The sequence below is a fragment of the Pseudomonas batumici genome (genome assembly GCF_000820515.1).
Classification (GTDB): domain Bacteria; phylum Pseudomonadota; class Gammaproteobacteria; order Pseudomonadales; family Pseudomonadaceae; genus Aquipseudomonas; species Aquipseudomonas batumici.
Genome location: NZ_JXDG01000018.1, coordinates 176043 through 192331, shown reverse-complemented (window position 1 = coordinate 192331; position 16289 = coordinate 176043). Strand labels below are relative to the sequence as shown.

Below are 16289 nucleotides of genomic sequence, written 5' to 3'. Positions count from 1 at the left end.
TGTGCGTCAATCCCGGTTCAGTCAAGGCTCGGCAAATGGAAGAACGCCCGGGCACAAGCGGTCGTGTGGGCGGCCAGGTCTTCCTGGCTTTCGCCTCGGTGAAGGGCCACTTCGCGCAGCACTTCGCCCAGGTAGGCCGGTTCGTTGCGACCGTTCTTCGGCTTGGGCCGCAGGCTGCGTGGCAGCAGGTAGGGCGCATCGCTTTCGAGCATCAGGCGGCCGCGGGGGATCTCCCGTACCAACGGGTGCAGGTGGCTGCCACGGCGCTCGTCGCAGATCCAGCCGGTGATGCCGATATGCAGGTCCAGGTCCAGGTAGCCGAACAGCGCCTTCTGTTCTCCGGTGAAACAGTGCACCACGGCGGCGGGCAGGCGGTCGCGGTAGTCACGCAGGATCTCCAGCAACCGGGTGCTGGCGTCGCGTTCGTGGAGGAACACCGGTCGCTGCAACTCCACGGCCAGGGCCAGGTGTTCCTCGAGGACTTTTTCCTGTTGTGGGCGCGGGGAGAAATCGCGGTTGAAATCCAGCCCGCACTCGCCGACCGCGCACACGTTCGGTTCCTTCAGCAGGGCTTTCAGACGAACGGCACTGTCGGCTGTCCAGTCACTGGCCGAGTGGGGGTGGATACCGGCGCTGGCGAACAGCCGCTGGCCGCTCGGATCCCGCTCCCGACAGAGTTCCAGCGCCTGTTCGCTGCCCGCGAGGCTGGTGCCGGTCACAATCAGTTGGCAGACGCCGGCGGCGTAGGCACGGTCGAGTATTTCCTGCTGTTTGCCGGCAAAACTGGGGTTGGTCAGGTTGACGCCGATATCGATGAGTTGCATGGTGCTACCTCAGGCCACAGGCCGAAAAGCATACCAGAGCTGTAGATTTATAATAAAAACCAAGAACTACAACGAGTTATGACTGTCTCTTAAAGCCGGAAGAAAACATCGGTTGGCGCGACCCTGCTGTCGTAGCCGGTCTTCCGTACTTTTCGCGTTGATAAAGACGCTCGATTTCAGTCGTCCGACTTCAGGCCAGCGTGCCAGGGACCGGGCAGTATTCTTTCCGGAGAACGGATGAAGCGACCCTCGCTGTTGCTCCTGCTGTGCCTGTCCCTGCTGCTGCCGTTGCCGGCGCTTGCGCGGCTGGCCGGGCCATTGGAAATCGTCCAGCCGGGCAAGGTCCGCGACCTGGCGGAGATTCGCAGCAGCCGTGTCCTGCGCGTGCTGGTCAACCAGAGCCGCAACAGCAGCGGCGAGGTCCAGGGCGAGGCCATCGGTATCGAATACCACCGCCTGCGCGCCTTTGAGCAGTTCCTCAACAGCCAGGCCCGCGACCATCAGGAAATCACCCTCAAGATCATTCCCAAGGCCAAGGACCAGTTGCTCGCTGCCTTGCAGCGCGGCGAGGGCGACCTGGTGGCCCCGGGGGAATTGCTCGAAGCCCAGCCGGGCCATGCGGTGATCGCCAGCGATCCGATTGGCAGTACGGTGCCGTTGTTGCTGGTGGGGCTCAAGGGCGAGAAGCGCTTCAGCCGTTTCGAGCAACTGTCCGGCCGCACCCTGGCATTGACCCCCGGCAGCGCGGCGGGCGAGGCGGTCAACCGGATCAACGAGAAACTGGCGTTGCACAAGCTGCCGCCGGTCAAGGTCGAATGGGTCGATCCGAGCCTGGCGGTGGAAGATGTGCTGGAGATGGTCCAGGGCGGGATCTTCCACCTGACCATCGTCGAGCAGCCGATTGCCGAACGTTGGGCCAGGATCATGCCCAAGCTGCGGTTCGACAAGCAGGTGCTGGTCAGCGAGCCGGGGCAACTGCACTGGTTCGTGCGCGACGATGCGTCGATGCTGCGAGCCAGCATCGACCGGTTCCTCAAGACCTACAAGGCTCCTTCGGACCAGGACAGCGCCTTTCTGCGGATCTATCGCCGTCTCTACCAGGTGCATTACCCGTTGAGCCACGCCGATCGGCAGAAGCTGGAAAAACTGCGCCCGGTGCTGCAGCGCCATGCCCAGGCCCAGGGCATCGACTGGCTGAACCTGGCGGCGCTGGCCTTCAAGGAGTCGGCCCTGGATCCCGGCGCCCGGGGGGCCAGCGGCGCGATGGGGTTGCTGCAGATCACGCCGGCGGCGGCGCAACGGGTCGGCGTCAGCAATATCCAGAATGTCGATAACAATGTGCAGGCCGGGGCCAAGTACCTGGCGATGATCCGCCGCAAGTTCTTTGCCAGCCCCAAGCTCAACGAGCGCGAGCGCATGGCCTTTGTCCTGGCGGCCTACAACATGGGCCCGGAGCGGGTCCAGGGCATGCGCGCCGAGGCCCGCCGCCGTGGCCTGAATCCCAACCAGTGGTTCTTCCAGGTCGAGCGCATCGCCATGGAACAGGTGGGGATGAATGCCGTGAACTATGTGAACAGCGTGAACAAGTACTACCTGGCATTTGACCGGGAGCGCGACTCCCTGGAACCGAATGCGCGCAAGATTGCTCTGGGTAAATAATCGAAAAAATCGATTGTTTAGTGAAGGTTTTTGCGCTTTTTACTTTTTGAAAACTGATTAATATGAGGTCCATCAACCCCAGCATTAAAAAGGATTCACCCATGAGCACCTTGAGCAACCGCGTCCTGAACACCCGTGCCGGCTATGGCCTGACTGTCCTGCGCATTTTCGTCGGGATCATCTTCGCCGCCCATGGGGCGCAGAAGCTCTTCGGCCTGTTCGGCGGTTACGGCCTGGCCGGGACGGCGCAATGGATGGAGAGTATCGGCCTGGCGCCGGGTCACCTGATGGCCCTGCTGGCGGGTGGCACCGAGTTCTTCGGCGGCCTGGCCCTGATCATCGGCCTGTTGGCCCGTCCGGCCGCGCTGGGCCTGACCTTCACCTTGCTGGTGGCGATCTTCTCGGTACATATCCACAACGGTCTGTTCATGGCCAACAATGGTTATGAATTCGCCCTGGCCCTGTTGGGTGGCACGCTCGTGGTACTGACCGAAGGTGCTGGCAAGTTCTCGGCGGATGGGGCCATCGCCCGTTCGTAAGACTGGCACGCGCTCCGCGCAATGAAACAAGCCCGCATTTTTGCGGGCTTTTTCGTTGTGGGGGATTCTTGACAGCCAGCTACCGGCTTCTCTAGGATTGAGACATGCGCCGATTTAAACAGCTACTTGCGGGGCGCCAGGCAGGTCGAAAGACCGCCGACAGAAGCTTGCGACAGGCTTCGAAATACCGCTAAAGCGCTGGTTCGGTGTTGCCTCACACCTGCCCGGCAGATCGTTGAGGCGGAGACACGCACTTTGAACAATCCACGCCCCGTAGTACGTCTTGCGCCGATCACGGCGAACCTGCCTTTTCGCAACCCTAAAATCCTCCTTGGCGGTAATCATCAGCCCACGCTGCTGCGCTATCTCGATGGCTGGCCGCGACGCAAGGGTCAAGCTTCGGCCTTCCTGATCCAGTTCGTCGAGGACGGCGATTCCCTGGCCCGTTTTGCCGATGACAGCTTCGACCTGGCGGTGATCCAGGCGCCGGATGCCGAGCACGCCGAAGCGGTGATCCGACAGCTCACCCGCGTTGCCCGCCAGGGTTTGATCACACGACGCTAAGGTCTGCCCCGAGACATTCGAGCCAGGATTCGACAGGCTTTATCTGTGCGATTTTCAAACAGATATTGTGCCGGTTTGTGCGTTGTTGAGACAGGGAGCCCTTCCTAGACTGGCCCTCCAGTCAACTCATGTGCTCAACAGGACGCCTCGTCATGACCACCATCAGCCTGTTCAACCTCGCTCAACCCCGTCGTTCTTTCTCCGCTACCCTCAAGGCCTTGGCCGTTGGCCTCGGGCTGCTGGGCGGGCCGTTCGCGGTCGCCGCCGACACACCGGTCAACCCGCATCCGACCCTGCGCGCCCTGTCCGGTGTCACGCCGATCGATCGCCTCGACCCGAAGACCAGCGCACTGCTGGTGATCGACTTCCAGAACGAATACTTCAGCGGCCGGCTGCCGATTCCCGATGGCTTGCAGGCGCTGCAGAACACCCGGCGCCTGATCGATTTCGCCGACAGGGAAAAGATCCCGGTGATTCATGTGCAGCACGTCGCCCCGGCGGGCTCCGCGCTGTTCGCCCTGGATGGCCAGACGGTGGATTTTCATCCGCTGATGAAGCCGCGCCCCCAGGACAAGGTCCTGCGCAAGACCAGCGTCAGTGTTTTCGCCAGCACCGATCTGGACGCCCAACTGAAGAAAGCCAAGGTCAAGACCCTGATCGTCACCGGGCTCATGACCCATGCCTGCGTGGCCGGTGCCGCCCGTGACGCCGTGCCGTTGGGCTATGACGTTGTGGTAGCATCCGACGCCACCGCGACCCGTGCCATCGAGCGTTTCAATGGCCAGTCCGTGAGCAAGGACGCGCTGCACGAGGCGGCCCTGGCCGAAATCGAGGACACCTTCGGCGATGTGTTGAGCACCTCGCAGATCGTCGCCTTGCCGACACGCTGATTCACTCGCCAATCCCTGGGGCAACGCTTGAATGAACCAGCTCGCCGCGATGCGTGCCTTTCGTTGTATCGTCGAGAGCGGAGGCTTTTCCGCGGCGGCGGAGCGCCTGGATACCACCCATTCGACGATGTCACGGCAGTTGCAGCAGCTGGAGGGTGAGCTGGGTGTGCAACTGATCAACCGCAATACCCGGCGTTTCAGCCTGACCGGGGCGGGCGAGCAGTACTACAGCGCCTGCGTGGATATCCTGGAACGGATCGACGCGGCTTCCCGGGCCATGGCCCAGGGGCACCAGCGGCCTGGAGGCCTGTTGCGGGTCAGTGTGCCGTTGGTGGTGGGGACCCTGGATCTGCCCCACTGGCTGCCCGGATTTCAGAAACGCTACCCGGACATCGAGCTGGAGTTGTGTTGCGATGACCGCTTCGTCGACCTGCTGGCCGAGGGCTTCGACGTGGCCCTGCGCATCGCCGGGGCCTTGGACGATACGACGCTGGTGGCGCGGACCCTGACGGTCTCGAAACAGGTCCTGGTGGCGTCGCCGGCCTATGTCCGCGAACACGGCCTGCCACGCACCGCGCAGGAACTCACGGGGCATCGCCTGTTGAGCTTTGTCGGCGCCACCTCGGGTTGGCAACTGGCTTCGGCACGGGGTGAGTCGATGAATATTGCCCCGGCGGGGTGGTTCAGGACCAATACCATCAGCGCGCTGCATTCGGCAACGCTGGCCGGGGCGGGGATCGCGTCGTTCACCCACGCCACGGTGCGCAACGACCTGGCCCAGGGGCGGCTGGTGGCGATCCTGCCCCAGTATTCCCTGGGCGAGCGCCACTATTTCGCACTGTACCCGCAATCCCGGCACCTGGCCCCCAAGGTCCGGGTGTTCGTCGATTACATGGTCGAGTTCTATGGGCCTGACAAGGCTCAGGGATAGTCGATGGCGGTGATGTAGACGGTCTGCTCGCCGGTGGGCGTCATGACCCGGATCTCGGCGTCCAGCGCCTTGCCGATCAGTGCGCGGGCCAGGGGCGAGTCGATGCTGATCAGGTTCTGCTTGAGGTCCAGTTCGTCCGGCCCGACGATGCGATAGCGCGATTCCTTGCCGTCCTCGTCCTCGATGGTGACCCAGGCGCCGAAGTACACCTTGTTCAGGTCGCTGGGTCGTTCGCCGACCACCTTCAGACTTTCCAGGCGCTTGGTCAGGAAACGCACGCGGCTGTCGATCTCGCGCAGCATCTTCTTGCCGTAGGTGTACTCGGCGTTCTCCGAGCGATCGCCCTGGGCCGCCGCTTCGCTGACCGACTGGGTGACCTGGGGACGGCGCACGTGCCACAGCTCGTGCAGCTCGGCGCGCATGCGGGCCTCGCCCTCGGGAGTGATCAGGGCGGTGCCGGCGGTGCGCGGCGGGCGGTAGCGACTCATCTGCATTCCCCAGGCGAAACAAGGTGTTGAGTCTATCAGCCCTCGCGCAGCACTGTCAGTGGGCTGGCATTGAGCGCCCGGCGGGTGCCGAACACGCCCGCGCCGCCGACCATCAGCGCACCGATCAGCGGCAGCAGCAACAGCCAGGCATGGGGGTGCCACGGCAGGTCGAAGGCGAACCGGTAGAGCACCCAGCTCACCAGTTCCGCGCCCAGGGCGGCCAGCAGGCCGCTGACCGCCCCCAGCAGGCCGAATTCGATCCGCCGTGCCTTGACCAGCAGTGGCCGTCCGGCCCCCAGCGCCCGCAGCAGGGCGCCTTGGCGGATACGTTCGTCCAGGGTCGCCTGCAAGCCGGAGAACAGCACCGCCATCCCCGCCGCGAGGACGAACAGCAGCACGTACTCCACGGCGAAGGTGACCTGCGCCAGGATGCTGCGCAGTTGCTCCAGCAGGGCCTCGACTTGCAGGATGGTCACCGCCGGGAAGGCCCGGGACAGTTCGACGATGTCCCTGTCGTGACCCGGTGCCAGGTAGAAGCTGGTGAGGTAGGTCGCCGGCAGGTCCTGCAGGGTGCCGGGCTGGAAGATCATGAAGAAGTTCGGCTGGAAATTGTCCCAGTTGATGCTGCGCAGGCTGCTGACCACGGCCTCGCGGTTGACCCCGCCGACGCTGAACACCAGGTGGTCGCCGAGCTTGAGCTTCAGGCTCAGGGCGACCTTGGCTTCCACCGAGACGCCGGGAATGTCCCCGCTGGGTTTGTCCGGCCACCAGCTGCCGGCGGTCAGGCTGTTGCCCGGCGGCAGGTCGGCGGCCCAGGTCAGGCTGAGATCGCGCTGGGTGGCGCGATCGCCGCCGGAGTCCTTGCTGACGATTTCCTGCACCGGCGTGCCGTTGATGCTGATCAGGCGCCCCGGCACCACCGGATAGATCGGTGCTGACTGGGCCGCGAGCTTGATCAGGTGGTCGCGGAAACCCTCCTTGTCCGCCGGCAGGATGTTCAGGGCGAAATAGTTCGGTGCGTTCTTCGGCAACTGGTTCTGCCAGGTGTCGAGCAGCTCGCCGCGCAGCAGGGCGATCAGCGCCATGGACAGCAGGATCAGGCCGAACGCCAGGGATTGTCCGGCCGCCGCCAGCGGATGGCGCAGCAACTGGCCCAGGCCCAGCCGCCAGGGCAACGAGGCCCTGGCCAGCAGCCGGCGCAGGCTTTGCAGCCCGAGCAGCAACAGGCCGCCGAGGACCAGCGCGGCCACCACGCCGCCGCCGAGCAGGGCGAAGGTCAGCAGCAGGTCCAGGCTCAGGCGCCACATGATCAGGCCCAGGGCCAGCAAGGCCGCGCCATAGACCAGCCAGGTGCTGGCCGGGATCGGCAGCAGGTCGCGGCGCAATACCCGCAGCGGTGGCACCCGACCCAAGGCGGCCAGGGGTGGCAGGGCGAACCCGGCCAGTGCCACCAGCCCGGTGCCGATCCCCGCGAGCGCCGGCATCAGCCCACCCGGCGGTACGTCGGCGGGCAGCAGCTCATGCAGCAGGTAGAACAGGCCCAGCTGGGCGAGCCAACCGAGCAGGGCGCCGCTGACGCTGGCCAGCACGCCGAGGATCGCCAGTTGCAGGCTGAACAGGCTCATGGTTTCCCGGCGCGACAGGCCCAGGCAGCGCAGCAGCGCACTGGCGTCGAAGCGGCGGGCGGCGAAACGGTTGGCGCTGAGGGCCACGGCGACGCCGGACAGCAGCACCGCCACCAGGCTGGCCATGTTCAGGTAGCGCTCGGCCTTGCCCAGGGCGCCGCCGATCTGCTGGTTGCCGTCGCGGGCGTCCAGCAGGCGCTGGTTCGGCGCCAGGCCCGGCTTGATCAGTTCGCGGTAGGTGGCCAGGGCGTTCGCCGAGCCGCGCCACAGTTCGCGGTAGTCGACCCGGCTGCCGGGCTGGACCACACCGGTGGCGTCGAGGTCGGCGAGGTTGATCAGCACCCGTGGCGTCAGGCTGTAGAAATTGCCGGCGCGATCCGGCTCGTAGGTCAGGACCCGGGCCAGGCGCACGGTCTTCAGGCCGACATCGATGCTGTCGCCGATCTTCAGGTCCAGCGCAGTCAATAGTCGCGCCTCGACCCAGGCCTCACCGGGTGCGGGGCCGCCGCCGGCGGTCTCGACGCCGAAGGGCGCGGCGGCGCTCTTGAGTTCGCCGCGTAGCGGGTAGTGTTCGTCCGTGGCCTTGATGCTCGACAGCTGGATGCCATTGTCCGTGGCGATCACGCTGGAGAATTCGACTGCCCGTGCATGGGCAAGTCCCAGGTCGCGGCCGGTCTGGAGCTGTTCCGGACGGGCGCCGGAGGTGCCGTCGAGCACCAGGTCGGCGGCGAGGAATTCGGTGGCCCGCAGCAGCATCGCGCCGTTCAGGCGTGCGCCGAAGTAGCCGATCGCGGTGCTGGCCGCGACCGCCACCAGCAGGGCGAAGAACAGCACTCGCAGTTCACCGGCGCGGGCGTCGCGCAGGAGTTGGCGGATGGCGAGGCTGAACAGGCGCAACAGCGGCAGGCGTGCCATCAAGGCTCCAGGGGGCCGACCAGATGGCCGGCGTCAAGACGGATCAGGCGCCGGCAGCGATGGGCCAGGCGTTCGTCGTGGGTCACCAGCACCAGGGTGGTGCCGCGTTCCTGGTTCAGTTCGAACAGCAGGTCGCTGATGCGCTCGCCGGTGTGGCTGTCGAGGTTGCCGGTGGGTTCGTCGGCGAACAGCACGTCCGGCTCGGCGGCGAAGGCCCGGGCAATGGCGACCCGTTGCTGTTCGCCGCCGGACAACTGGCGGGGCGAATGGGTCAGGCGCCGGCCCAGGCCGACCCGCTCCAGCAGGTCGCGGGCGCGTTCGCGGGCATCGAGGCGACCGTCCAGCTCCAGGGGCAGCATGACGTTTTCCAGGGCATTGAGGCTGTCCAGCAGTTGGAAACTCTGGAACACGAAGCCCACGTGCTCGGCGCGGATGCGCGCGCGCTGGTCTTCGTCGAGGGCGCTCAGGGCTCGCCCGGCCAGGGTGACTTCGCCGTCGCTGGGCAGGTCGAGGCCGGCGAGCAGGCCCAGCAGGGTCGATTTGCCGGAACCGGAAGCGCCGACGATGGCCAGGCTGTCGCCCTTGCTCAAGGTCAGGCTCAAGGGGTGCAGGATGGTCAGTTCACCTTCCGTGCTGGGAACCACTTTGCTAAGGTTCTGCGCGGTGAGAATGCTTTCGCCCATGGAGAATCCGATGCGAATGTGGTTTTTGAGTGCCGGCCTGGCCTTGATGTGCATGGCCCAGAGCGCGGCGGCGGGTACAGTGCTGATCGTCGGGGATAGTATCAGCGCGGGTTTCGGCCTGGATACCCGTGTGGGATGGGTCTCCCTGCTGGAAAAGCGCCTGAAGGCCGAAGGTTTCACCGACCAGGTGGTCAATGCGTCCATCAGTGGCGACACCAGCGCGGGCGGGCGGGAGCGGCTGCCCGCGCTGCTTGCAGAGCACAAGCCGCAGGTGGTGGTGCTCGAGTTGGGCGGCAACGATGGCCTGCGTGGGCAGTTGCCAACGCAATTGAAACAAAATCTTGCATTAATGATCGACAGGTCCCAGGCCGTAGGAGCAAAAGTCCTGCTGCTTGGGATGCAGCTTCCGCCCAATTATGGTCCCCGCTACAATGAGGCCTTCGCCCGGGTCTACGCCGAGCTGGCCCAGGAGAAAAACATCGCGCTGGTGCCGTTTTTCCTCGAGGGCATCGGTGGCCATCCCGAGCTGATGCAGGCCGACGGGATTCATCCGGCGCCCGCTGGTCAGGGCAAGCTGCTCGATAACGTCTGGCCGAGGCTCAAACCGCTGCTTTGAGCTTTTCTAGCGGCTGTCTTTGGGCTATGGTGGCGCCCCCGATTTGGAGCCCCCGATGCAGCGTCCCGCCTGGTCCTTGTTTGCCTACCAACTGATCGAACCCGACGAGCAGCTCGATCTGTTCGCCTGTCAGGAAGTACGCGTGCACCTGGTCGCGCGTCAGCTGGAACTGGGCGGTTCGGCCGATCGGACGCTGTGCGGCACCTTGTTACCGGCGCAGCCGCGGTGGTCGGGGGTGGACCGCTCGATTTTCCGCGACCAGCGCCTGTGTCCCTTGTGCCGGGCGATTCTCGAATCGCAGAAGCGCGGTACGCCGCCGATCTGGCCGGAGCTGCGCTTCGAACTCTGACCCCCGTCTCTGTAGGTGTAGGAGCGGGGCAACCTGTACCGTACCTGTCTCGTTACGATTGTCCCGGTACGCGGTCTCCCTTGCCGGCGCCGTGTCGGTGTACAATTGTTGTCTACTCATTTTCGTCGATCATGCGAAGGATGTCCCGGATGTTGTCGCGCTTTCCTGCCGTTACCCGTTGCCTGTCTGTTGCCGCCCTCTGTGTGGCAGGCCCCGTTTCGGCGCTGGAACTACCGTTGCCGCCTCCTGGCGAGGATATCGTCGGCCAGGTCCAGGTGATCAAGGCCAAGTACGAAGACACCTTCGCGGACCTGGGCACCACCTACGACCTGGGCTATTCGGAAATGGTCGCGGCCAACCCGGGCGTCGATGCCTGGTTGCCGGGCGCGGGGACCGATATCGTCCTGCCGACCCGCTTCATCCTGCCGCCGGGTCCGCGCGAAGGCATCGTGATCAACCTGGCCGAGTATCGCCTGTACTACTTCCCCAAAGGCCGGAACGTGGTCTACACCTTCCCGCTGGGGATCGGTCGCGAAGGCTGGGGCTCGCCGGTCGCCCACACCACCATTACCGCCAAGACGCCGAATCCGACCTGGACGCCGCCGGCCTCGATCAAGGCTGAGCACGCGTCCGAGGGTGATCCCTTGCCCAACGTGGTGCCGGCCGGTCCCGACAACCCGCTGGGTCCGTTCAAGTTCACCCTGGGCACACCGGGCTATCTGATCCATGGTTCGAACATGAAGTTCGGTATCGGTACTCGTACCAGCCACGGTTGCTTCCGCATGTTCAACAACAACGTGCTGGAGATGGCCAGCATGGTGCCGGTGGGTACTTCGGTGCGCATCATCAACGAGGCCTACAAGTTCGGCGTGAGCGGCGGCAAGGTGTTCCTGGAAGCCCATACGCCGCTGGACGACAAGGGCAATCCATCGGTGGTCGACAAGCACACCGCGGTGATCAATGCCTTGCTCAAGCGTGAAGACCTGGCGAACAACTTGCGGGTCAACTGGGATCAGGTGCGTGACGTAGTTGCGGCCGAAGATGGCCTGCCGACGGAAATCGCCGTGCCGGGGACACCGTCGCTGGTGTCCAACGCACCGCTCTATCCAGAGCAGTAAGGCGCTGTACAACGACCCACCTGGGCCTTGCGGCTCAGGTGGGTTTTTTGTGCCTGCCTGGTTTTCCGGCAGGCACAAAAAAGCCGATCCAACAAGGGATCGGCTTGATAACAACCCCGAAGGATTATTACTTCTTGCTTGCCTTTTCGAGCATGCGCAGAGCGCGCTCGTTAGCTTCATCAGCAGTCTGCTGTGCTTTTTGAGCAGCAGCCAGAGCTTCATCAGCATGGCGGTAGGCTTCGTCAGCACGAGCCTGGGCACGAGCAGCAGCGTCTTCAGTAGCAGTCAGACGAGCTTCGGTTTCTTTGGATGCGCTGCTGCAACCGGTAGCCAGAACGGCGGCCAGGGCCAGAGCAGAGAATTTCAGAACGTTGTTCATCGTGTTCCCCTTCAAGGACTTTCTATTAAATAACCATCTCCCCAGAGTGGGGATATAGTCGGCGTACATACTACCCATTACTTGTAGTAAGTAAACCGACGTAACGCAAGAAGTAAAAAAATTTTTTGGAAGAGAATCTTTTCGGCTAAGTTTTCATGAACCTGTATAAAAAATGTGCAGCAACAGGGGCGTGATCCGGGCGCTTTGGGCAAGTCCGATTTGCACTAGTGTGCTGTCCGCGATCGATACCCGCGTCGCACTAGTGGTGGCGAATGACTCTTTGCTTCTACCGTCGCCAGGGCGGGGAGGCATCTTTGCCAATTGAAAAGTGACTTTAAGAAGCGCTGTTCGTCTTACAACATAACATTCCGGCAATCTTCGGTCGCTGTTCAGGTTTTCGAGCGAAAGGGCCCGTCCGGCCAGGCTGCCATGCACCTGGCGGAGCACATGACGAGTGTGCCTTGAGCAAGGGAGGCAGGGCGCCTACTATCTGTCAGGTGCCTACTTGTTCGGGAGCTGACGGCTCTTCTCGTTGTCCAACCAGGCACGGGGTGGTGTAGGATTTTGTGACGATTTGGCTGTTGCGGCGATTTTTCGTACGTAGCCAGGTGGTTCCTTCGCCGGAAAAACATGTAAGGTAGGGTCAGAATCCAAGACCCGCGAGGAGTAGTGATGAGCGAGGCGTTGTCCATCCACCATGACCAGGCAGGTCATCAATTCGAGACCAATGTGGACGGTCATCGTGCCTACCTGACCTATATGGACCTGGGTAAGCAGACCCTGGATATCTATCGCACCTTCGTGCCCAACGCCTTGCGCGGTCGGGGCATTGCGGCGGCGTTGACCGAGCAGGCGTTGGCCTATGCCGATCAGATGGGTTACACGGTGATTCCTTCCTGCTCTTATGTCGAACGTTACATGGAACGTCATCAGCGGCACGCCGCGAAGATCTGAAGCATTCCACACACAAAAACGCCGGGCATTGCCCGGCGTTTTTGTGTGCGTGCCCTGATCAGTCGCGCTGGCGCTTGGGCAGCACGTCCTTGAGCTTGGCATGCATGCTGCGCAGGGTTTTTTCGGTGGTGCTCCAGTCGATGCAGGCGTCGGTGATCGACACGCCGTATTGCAGGTCGGCGAGGTCTTTCGGAATCGCCTGGCAGCCCCAGTTCAGGTGGCTCTCGACCATCAGGCCGATGATCGACTGGTTGCCTTCGAGGATCTGGTTGGCGACGTTCTCCATCACCAGCGGTTGCAGGGCCGGATCCTTGTTGGAGTTGGCGTGGCTGCAATCGACCATGATGTTGGCCTTGATCTTGGCCTTGGCCAGCGCCTGTTCGCAGACGGCGACACTGACGGAGTCGTAGTTCGGCTTGCCGTTGCCGCCACGCAGGACCACGTGGCCGTAGGCATTGCCCTTGGTGGTGACGATGGACACGCCGCCTTCCTGGTTGATGCCCAGGAAGCGATGCGGGCTGGACACCGACTGCAGGGCGTTGATCGCCACGGTCAGGCCGCCGTCGGTGCCGTTCTTGAAGCCCACGGCCGAGGACAGGCCCGAGGCCATTTCGCGGTGGGTCTGGGATTCGGTGGTGCGCGCGCCGATGGCCGACCAGCTGATCAGGTCCTGCAGGTACTGCGGCGAGATCGGGTCGAGGGCTTCGGTGGCGGTGGGCAGGCCCATTTCCGCCAGGTCCAGCAGCAACTGGCGACCGATGTGCAGGCCGTCCTGGATCTTGAAGGAGTCATCCAGGTAAGGGTCGTTGATCAGGCCCTTCCAGCCCACGGTGGTACGCGGCTTCTCGAAATACACGCGCATCACCAGGTACAGGCTGTCGGACACTTCGGCGGCGAGGACCTTCAGGCGCTCGGCGTATTCGTGGGCGGCCTTGATGTCGTGGATCGAGCAAGGCCCGATGACGACGAACAGGCGATGGTCCGTGCCATCGAGAATATTGCGGATCACCTCGCGCCCCTTGGTCACGGTGCGCAGGGCAGTCTCGCTCAGGGGAATATCACGCTTGAGCTGATCGGGAGTGATCAGCGTCTCGTTGGAGGCGACGTTAAGGTCGTTGATCGGTAAATCAGCCATCGTGTTACTCGTCAGGTCACGGGTGCCGGCCGCCAGCGATCCCCGCGCGGCGGAGCGCAGCAGATTTAAGCGCGTCGGGGAGCGGAACCTTAGCGCGTTAAGCGGGGCGCGGGCAATGGTCTGGCCGGTTTAATCGAGCAAAGCCCGCACATAGGGACGTTCCAGGCTGGCCTGGGAGAAGTCGGCGGCGTGTTGCCGGACCCATTCCTGGGCAATGACCTCGATGTTTTGCCGATCTTCGCTTTGTCGCTCGCGCGTTCGCTGGTAGCGTTCGATCTGGCAGACCTGTTCACCCATGCGGGCGCCGAACAGGGTCTGCTCGTCGACAAAGGCAATGCCCACCCGGTACCCGTGCTTGCGTTTCAGGCACCAGGCCACGTAGCCGGGATAACGGGCCGCCTCGCCGAGGCTCGGAATGCTCATTTGCAAGGCCGAGCCTTTGCGCCAGCCGCGGGGTGAGTGGCAGGAGACACCGCCCAGGCTGATGCGGTCGAGTTGGTGAAGGGAAATGCAGGAATGTTCAAGCAGGGTCAACGTGACGGGAACGTCATCGGGATGAGGAAGAAAGCGCACCATGAACAACGACTCCCTGCGTCGGTCAGTGGAAAAACTTTCCGACAGTATAGTGAAGAGCCTGGAGTTGACGGATTTTGATATCGACCGGAATCTATTGGACTTGCCCGGTGTTTCATTGCTGATATTCACCAGTGTCGGCTGTGCGGCCTGCCGCTTCGCCCGGGAGGTCTTGCCGACCCTGGCCCTGCCGGTCGAGCGCCTGTGCTGGGTTGACGCCGGCGACAACGGTGGGGCGGTGCAGCGTTACGGTGTGTTTCATCTGCCCGCGCTGTTCGTCGTCAGGGACGGAGGGTTTCATGGCGCCGTGCAGTCACGCTTGACCCCGAGCGAGCTTGCCGAAGGTGTTCGGCAAGCCTTGAGTCTAGGACCAGAGGAGTTGCCATGACAGGTTCAGTCAGCCGGCCGCGTATCGGCATTATCGGTACCGGTGCGATCGGCGGGTATTACGGCGTCATGCTGGCACGGGCCGGCTTCGACGTGCACTTCCTTTTGCGCAGCGAGTTTGCGGCGGTGGCCGAGGGCGGCTTGCATATCGACAGTGCGGTGCACGGTCCCCTGCATTTGAGTGCGGTGCAGGCCTATTCCCAGGCCGCCGACATGCCGCCCTGCGACTGGCTGCTGGTGGGGGCCAAGACCACCAGCAACGCCAGTCTCGCGCCGCTGATCGCCCAGGCCGCGGCGCCGGGGGCGAAGGTGCTGGTGCTGCAGAATGGCCTGGAGGTGGAGGACGAGCTGCGCACACTGCTGCCCGATTCCCTGCACCTGTTGGGTGGGTTGTGCTTTATCTGCGTGCACCGCGCGGGTCCCGGCGCCATCGTACACCAGGCCCTCGGCGCGGTGAACATCGGCTATCACAGTGGCCCGCTGCAGCATGACGCCGCGGCCCGCCAGGCCCTGGTCGAGGAGGGCGCCGGCCTGTTCCAGCGGGCGGGCATCGAGTCCCAGGCCATGGCCAACCTGCAGCAGGCTCGCTGGCAGAAGCTGGTGTGGAACGTGCCTTACAATGGTCTGTCGGTGCTGCTGCGGGCCAGCACCACGCCGCTGATGAGCGATGACAACAGTCGCGAGCTGGTCCAGGCGCTGATGGCCGAAGTGGTGCGGGGCGCCCAGGCCTGTGGTCACGAGCTGCCGGCCGGCTATGCCGAGCACCTGTTCAAGGTGACGGAAAAGATGCCGGACTATTGGCCGAGCATGTACCACGACTTCCTGCACAAGCGCGCGCTGGAGCTGGACGCTGTCTATGTGCGGCCGTTGGCCGCCGCGCGCGCAGCCGGTTGCGAGCTGCCGAAGATACAGGCCCTGTACCAGGCGCTGGCGTTCATCGACGCGAACAATCGCTGAGACCCGGGGCCGGGTTCAAAGCGCTCCCGCAGGCGCCGGGGCCGGCCCGACCAGTCGGACTCCGCGGTCCCCGGGGCGCTGCTAAGCTCAACGGAACTCCGCCATTCTGGCAAGTGAGGAGGCCCCATGATCCGTTCGATGTTGTACGCCACCGATCTCGGTCTGTATGCGCCTTATGTCATGCAGCATGCCCTGGAATTGGCGCGAACCTTCAAGGCCGATTTGTATGTGGTGCATGCGGTCGAGCCCATGGGCTTGTTCGCCGAATCGGTGTTGCAGAGTTACCTGGATGAGCAGGCATTGAACGAATTGCACAGCCAGGGTCTTAACACCGTGATGGCGACGATCGAGCAGCGGGTGCTGGACAGCTTTCGCGAGGAGTGCGCGGACGGGCAGCTGGACCTGAGCATGATCCAGTCGGTCAAGGTCATCCAGGGCGACCCTTCGCAGGTCATTCTCGAACAGGCCCAGGCCCTTTCCGTGGATCTGCTGATTGTCGGCAGTCATAGCCATGGCACCAGTGGCGAGGCGCATTTGGGGCGCACCGCCGCGCGGGTCCTGCAGTTGGCCAAGGTTCCGGTTTACCTGGTGCCGCTTCTGCAACGCCGTCGCTATGGCGATATCTGAGCCGGAATGTCACTGATTTGATAAAAAAGTTCTAGATTTATTCTTCAAACCATTCATATAGTTATATATCGCCGCT

The 16289-nt window shown here is 63.5% G+C and carries 19 protein-coding genes; 12 read left to right on the top strand and 7 right to left on the bottom strand.

All coding sequences use genetic code 11. The features are described 5' to 3' along the window. Positions 1-17: 17 nt before the first annotated feature. Positions 18-824, bottom strand: coding sequence for a TatD family hydrolase (locus UCMB321_RS08995; protein ID WP_040065487.1), 807 nt, complete (start codon positions 822-824; stop codon positions 18-20). 237 nt (positions 825-1061) lie between these two features. Here UCMB321_RS08995 and UCMB321_RS08990 point away from each other — a divergent pair, with 237 nt between their 5' ends. The 5 genes from UCMB321_RS08990 to UCMB321_RS08970 all read left to right on the top strand — a co-directional run bounded on the left by UCMB321_RS08990 (position 1062) and on the right by UCMB321_RS08970 (position 5407). Beyond that, complete coding sequence (locus tag UCMB321_RS08990) at positions 1062-2483, top strand: MltF family protein (protein WP_040065485.1); 1422 nt, start codon at positions 1062-1064, stop codon at positions 2481-2483. Positions 2484-2584: 101 nt separating this feature from the next. Further along, complete coding sequence (locus UCMB321_RS08985) at positions 2585-3022, top strand: DoxX family protein (protein ID WP_040065483.1); 438 nt, start codon at positions 2585-2587, stop codon at positions 3020-3022. Positions 3023-3277: 255 nt separating this feature from the next. Continuing rightward, a complete protein-coding gene (locus UCMB321_RS08980; RefSeq protein WP_040065482.1) occupies positions 3278-3586 on the top strand; it encodes a hypothetical protein in 309 nt (102 codons plus the stop codon). A gap of 152 nt (positions 3587-3738) precedes the next feature. Then, positions 3739-4476, top strand: a complete 738-nt coding sequence (locus UCMB321_RS08975) for a cysteine hydrolase family protein (RefSeq protein WP_084614849.1) — start codon at positions 3739-3741, stop codon at positions 4474-4476. A gap of 31 nt (positions 4477-4507) precedes the next feature. Beyond that, positions 4508-5407: a LysR family transcriptional regulator gene (locus UCMB321_RS08970; protein WP_040065481.1), complete on the top strand. Its 900-nt coding sequence runs from the start codon at positions 4508-4510 to the stop codon at positions 5405-5407. On the opposite strand, the gene greB is transcribed toward UCMB321_RS08970, so the two are convergent. From greB to UCMB321_RS08955, 3 genes are read right to left on the bottom strand one after another with little or no spacing between them, the layout of a single operon-like run. Next, positions 5398-5895 carry a transcription elongation factor GreB gene (greB, locus tag UCMB321_RS08965; protein ID WP_040065479.1) on the bottom strand — a complete coding sequence of 166 codons (498 nt, stop codon included), beginning with the start codon at positions 5893-5895 and terminating at the stop codon, positions 5398-5400. The genes UCMB321_RS08970 and greB overlap by 10 nt on opposite strands. A gap of 35 nt (positions 5896-5930) precedes the next feature. After that, positions 5931-8435, bottom strand: a complete 2505-nt coding sequence (locus tag UCMB321_RS08960) for an ABC transporter permease (protein WP_040065478.1) — start codon at positions 8433-8435, stop codon at positions 5931-5933. Further along, positions 8435-9118, bottom strand: coding sequence for an ABC transporter ATP-binding protein (locus UCMB321_RS08955; protein ID WP_040065477.1), 684 nt, complete (start codon positions 9116-9118; stop codon positions 8435-8437). Before UCMB321_RS08955 ends, UCMB321_RS08960 begins: the two co-directional genes overlap by 1 nt. A gap of 10 nt (positions 9119-9128) precedes the next feature. Here UCMB321_RS08955 and UCMB321_RS08950 point away from each other — a divergent pair, with 10 nt between their 5' ends. The 3 genes from UCMB321_RS08950 (at position 9129) to UCMB321_RS08940 (ending at position 11201) form a co-directional block, all read left to right on the top strand. Beyond that, positions 9129-9734, top strand: a complete 606-nt coding sequence (locus UCMB321_RS08950) for an arylesterase (RefSeq protein ID WP_040065476.1) — start codon at positions 9129-9131, stop codon at positions 9732-9734. Positions 9735-9789: 55 nt separating this feature from the next. After that, positions 9790-10083: a hypothetical protein gene (locus UCMB321_RS08945; RefSeq protein ID WP_040065475.1), complete on the top strand. Its 294-nt coding sequence runs from the start codon at positions 9790-9792 to the stop codon at positions 10081-10083. Positions 10084-10232: 149 nt separating this feature from the next. Further along, entirely contained in the window at positions 10233-11201 is a 969-nt protein-coding gene (locus UCMB321_RS08940) for a L,D-transpeptidase family protein (protein ID WP_040065474.1), read from the top strand. Between the two features lie 127 nt (positions 11202-11328). Here UCMB321_RS08940 and oprI read toward each other — a convergent pair whose 3' ends face one another. After that, the gene (oprI, locus tag UCMB321_RS08935) at positions 11329-11580 is read right to left on the bottom strand and encodes an outer membrane lipoprotei OprI (RefSeq protein ID WP_040065561.1); all 252 of its coding nucleotides are present in this window, start codon (positions 11578-11580) and stop codon (positions 11329-11331) included. A 672-nt stretch (positions 11581-12252) separates the two neighbouring features. Between oprI and UCMB321_RS08930 the strand changes: the two genes are divergently transcribed. Continuing rightward, a complete protein-coding gene (locus UCMB321_RS08930; protein ID WP_040065473.1) occupies positions 12253-12534 on the top strand; it encodes a GNAT family N-acetyltransferase in 282 nt (93 codons plus the stop codon). 58 nt (positions 12535-12592) lie between these two features. Here the strand turns inward: UCMB321_RS08930 and UCMB321_RS08925 are convergent, their stop codons facing one another. Together UCMB321_RS08925 and UCMB321_RS08920 are read right to left on the bottom strand one after the other, a co-directional pair. Further along, entirely contained in the window at positions 12593-13669 is a 1077-nt protein-coding gene (locus UCMB321_RS08925) for a 3-deoxy-7-phosphoheptulonate synthase (protein ID WP_040065472.1), read from the bottom strand. Positions 13670-13798: 129 nt separating this feature from the next. After that, entirely contained in the window at positions 13799-14245 is a 447-nt protein-coding gene (locus UCMB321_RS08920) for a PilZ domain-containing protein (RefSeq protein WP_040065470.1), read from the bottom strand. On the opposite strand from UCMB321_RS08920, the gene UCMB321_RS08915 reads away from it, so the two are divergent. The 3 genes from UCMB321_RS08915 to UCMB321_RS08905 all read left to right on the top strand — a co-directional run bounded on the left by UCMB321_RS08915 (position 14244) and on the right by UCMB321_RS08905 (position 16213). Then, a complete protein-coding gene (locus UCMB321_RS08915; RefSeq protein ID WP_040065469.1) occupies positions 14244-14630 on the top strand; it encodes a thioredoxin family protein in 387 nt (128 codons plus the stop codon). The two genes, UCMB321_RS08920 and UCMB321_RS08915, sit on opposite strands and share 2 nt — an antisense overlap. Beyond that, positions 14627-15586 carry a putative 2-dehydropantoate 2-reductase gene (locus UCMB321_RS08910; RefSeq protein WP_040065467.1) on the top strand — a complete coding sequence of 320 codons (960 nt, stop codon included), beginning with the start codon at positions 14627-14629 and terminating at the stop codon, positions 15584-15586. Before UCMB321_RS08915 ends, UCMB321_RS08910 begins: the two co-directional genes overlap by 4 nt. A 126-nt stretch (positions 15587-15712) precedes the next feature. Next, positions 15713-16213, top strand: coding sequence for a universal stress protein (locus tag UCMB321_RS08905; RefSeq protein ID WP_040065466.1), 501 nt, complete (start codon positions 15713-15715; stop codon positions 16211-16213). The last annotated feature ends 76 nt before the right edge of the window (positions 16214-16289 follow it).

Coding starts and splice junctions, on each gene's coding strand:
- UCMB321_RS08995 (WP_040065487.1), bottom strand. CDS start 824: ATGCAACTCATCGATATCGGCGTCAACCTGACCAACCCCAGTTTTGCC.
- UCMB321_RS08990 (WP_040065485.1), top strand. CDS start 1,062: ATGAAGCGACCCTCGCTGTTGCTCCTGCTGTGCCTGTCCCTGCTGCTG.
- UCMB321_RS08985 (WP_040065483.1), top strand. CDS start 2,585: ATGAGCACCTTGAGCAACCGCGTCCTGAACACCCGTGCCGGCTATGGC.
- UCMB321_RS08975 (WP_084614849.1), top strand. CDS start 3,739: ATGACCACCATCAGCCTGTTCAACCTCGCTCAACCCCGTCGTTCTTTC.
- UCMB321_RS08970 (WP_040065481.1), top strand. CDS start 4,508: ATGAACCAGCTCGCCGCGATGCGTGCCTTTCGTTGTATCGTCGAGAGC.
- greB (WP_040065479.1), bottom strand. CDS start 5,895: ATGAGTCGCTACCGCCCGCCGCGCACCGCCGGCACCGCCCTGATCACT.
- UCMB321_RS08960 (WP_040065478.1), bottom strand. CDS start 8,435: ATGGCACGCCTGCCGCTGTTGCGCCTGTTCAGCCTCGCCATCCGCCAA.
- UCMB321_RS08955 (WP_040065477.1), bottom strand. CDS start 9,118: ATGGGCGAAAGCATTCTCACCGCGCAGAACCTTAGCAAAGTGGTTCCC.
- UCMB321_RS08950 (WP_040065476.1), top strand. CDS start 9,129: ATGCGAATGTGGTTTTTGAGTGCCGGCCTGGCCTTGATGTGCATGGCC.
- UCMB321_RS08945 (WP_040065475.1), top strand. CDS start 9,790: ATGCAGCGTCCCGCCTGGTCCTTGTTTGCCTACCAACTGATCGAACCC.
- UCMB321_RS08940 (WP_040065474.1), top strand. CDS start 10,233: ATGTTGTCGCGCTTTCCTGCCGTTACCCGTTGCCTGTCTGTTGCCGCC.
- oprI (WP_040065561.1), bottom strand. CDS start 11,580: ATGAACAACGTTCTGAAATTCTCTGCTCTGGCCCTGGCCGCCGTTCTG.
- UCMB321_RS08930 (WP_040065473.1), top strand. CDS start 12,253: ATGAGCGAGGCGTTGTCCATCCACCATGACCAGGCAGGTCATCAATTC.
- UCMB321_RS08925 (WP_040065472.1), bottom strand. CDS start 13,669: ATGGCTGATTTACCGATCAACGACCTTAACGTCGCCTCCAACGAGACG.
- UCMB321_RS08915 (WP_040065469.1), top strand. CDS start 14,244: ATGAACAACGACTCCCTGCGTCGGTCAGTGGAAAAACTTTCCGACAGT.
- UCMB321_RS08920 (WP_040065470.1), bottom strand. CDS start 14,245: ATGGTGCGCTTTCTTCCTCATCCCGATGACGTTCCCGTCACGTTGACC.
- UCMB321_RS08910 (WP_040065467.1), top strand. CDS start 14,627: ATGACAGGTTCAGTCAGCCGGCCGCGTATCGGCATTATCGGTACCGGT.
- UCMB321_RS08905 (WP_040065466.1), top strand. CDS start 15,713: ATGATCCGTTCGATGTTGTACGCCACCGATCTCGGTCTGTATGCGCCT.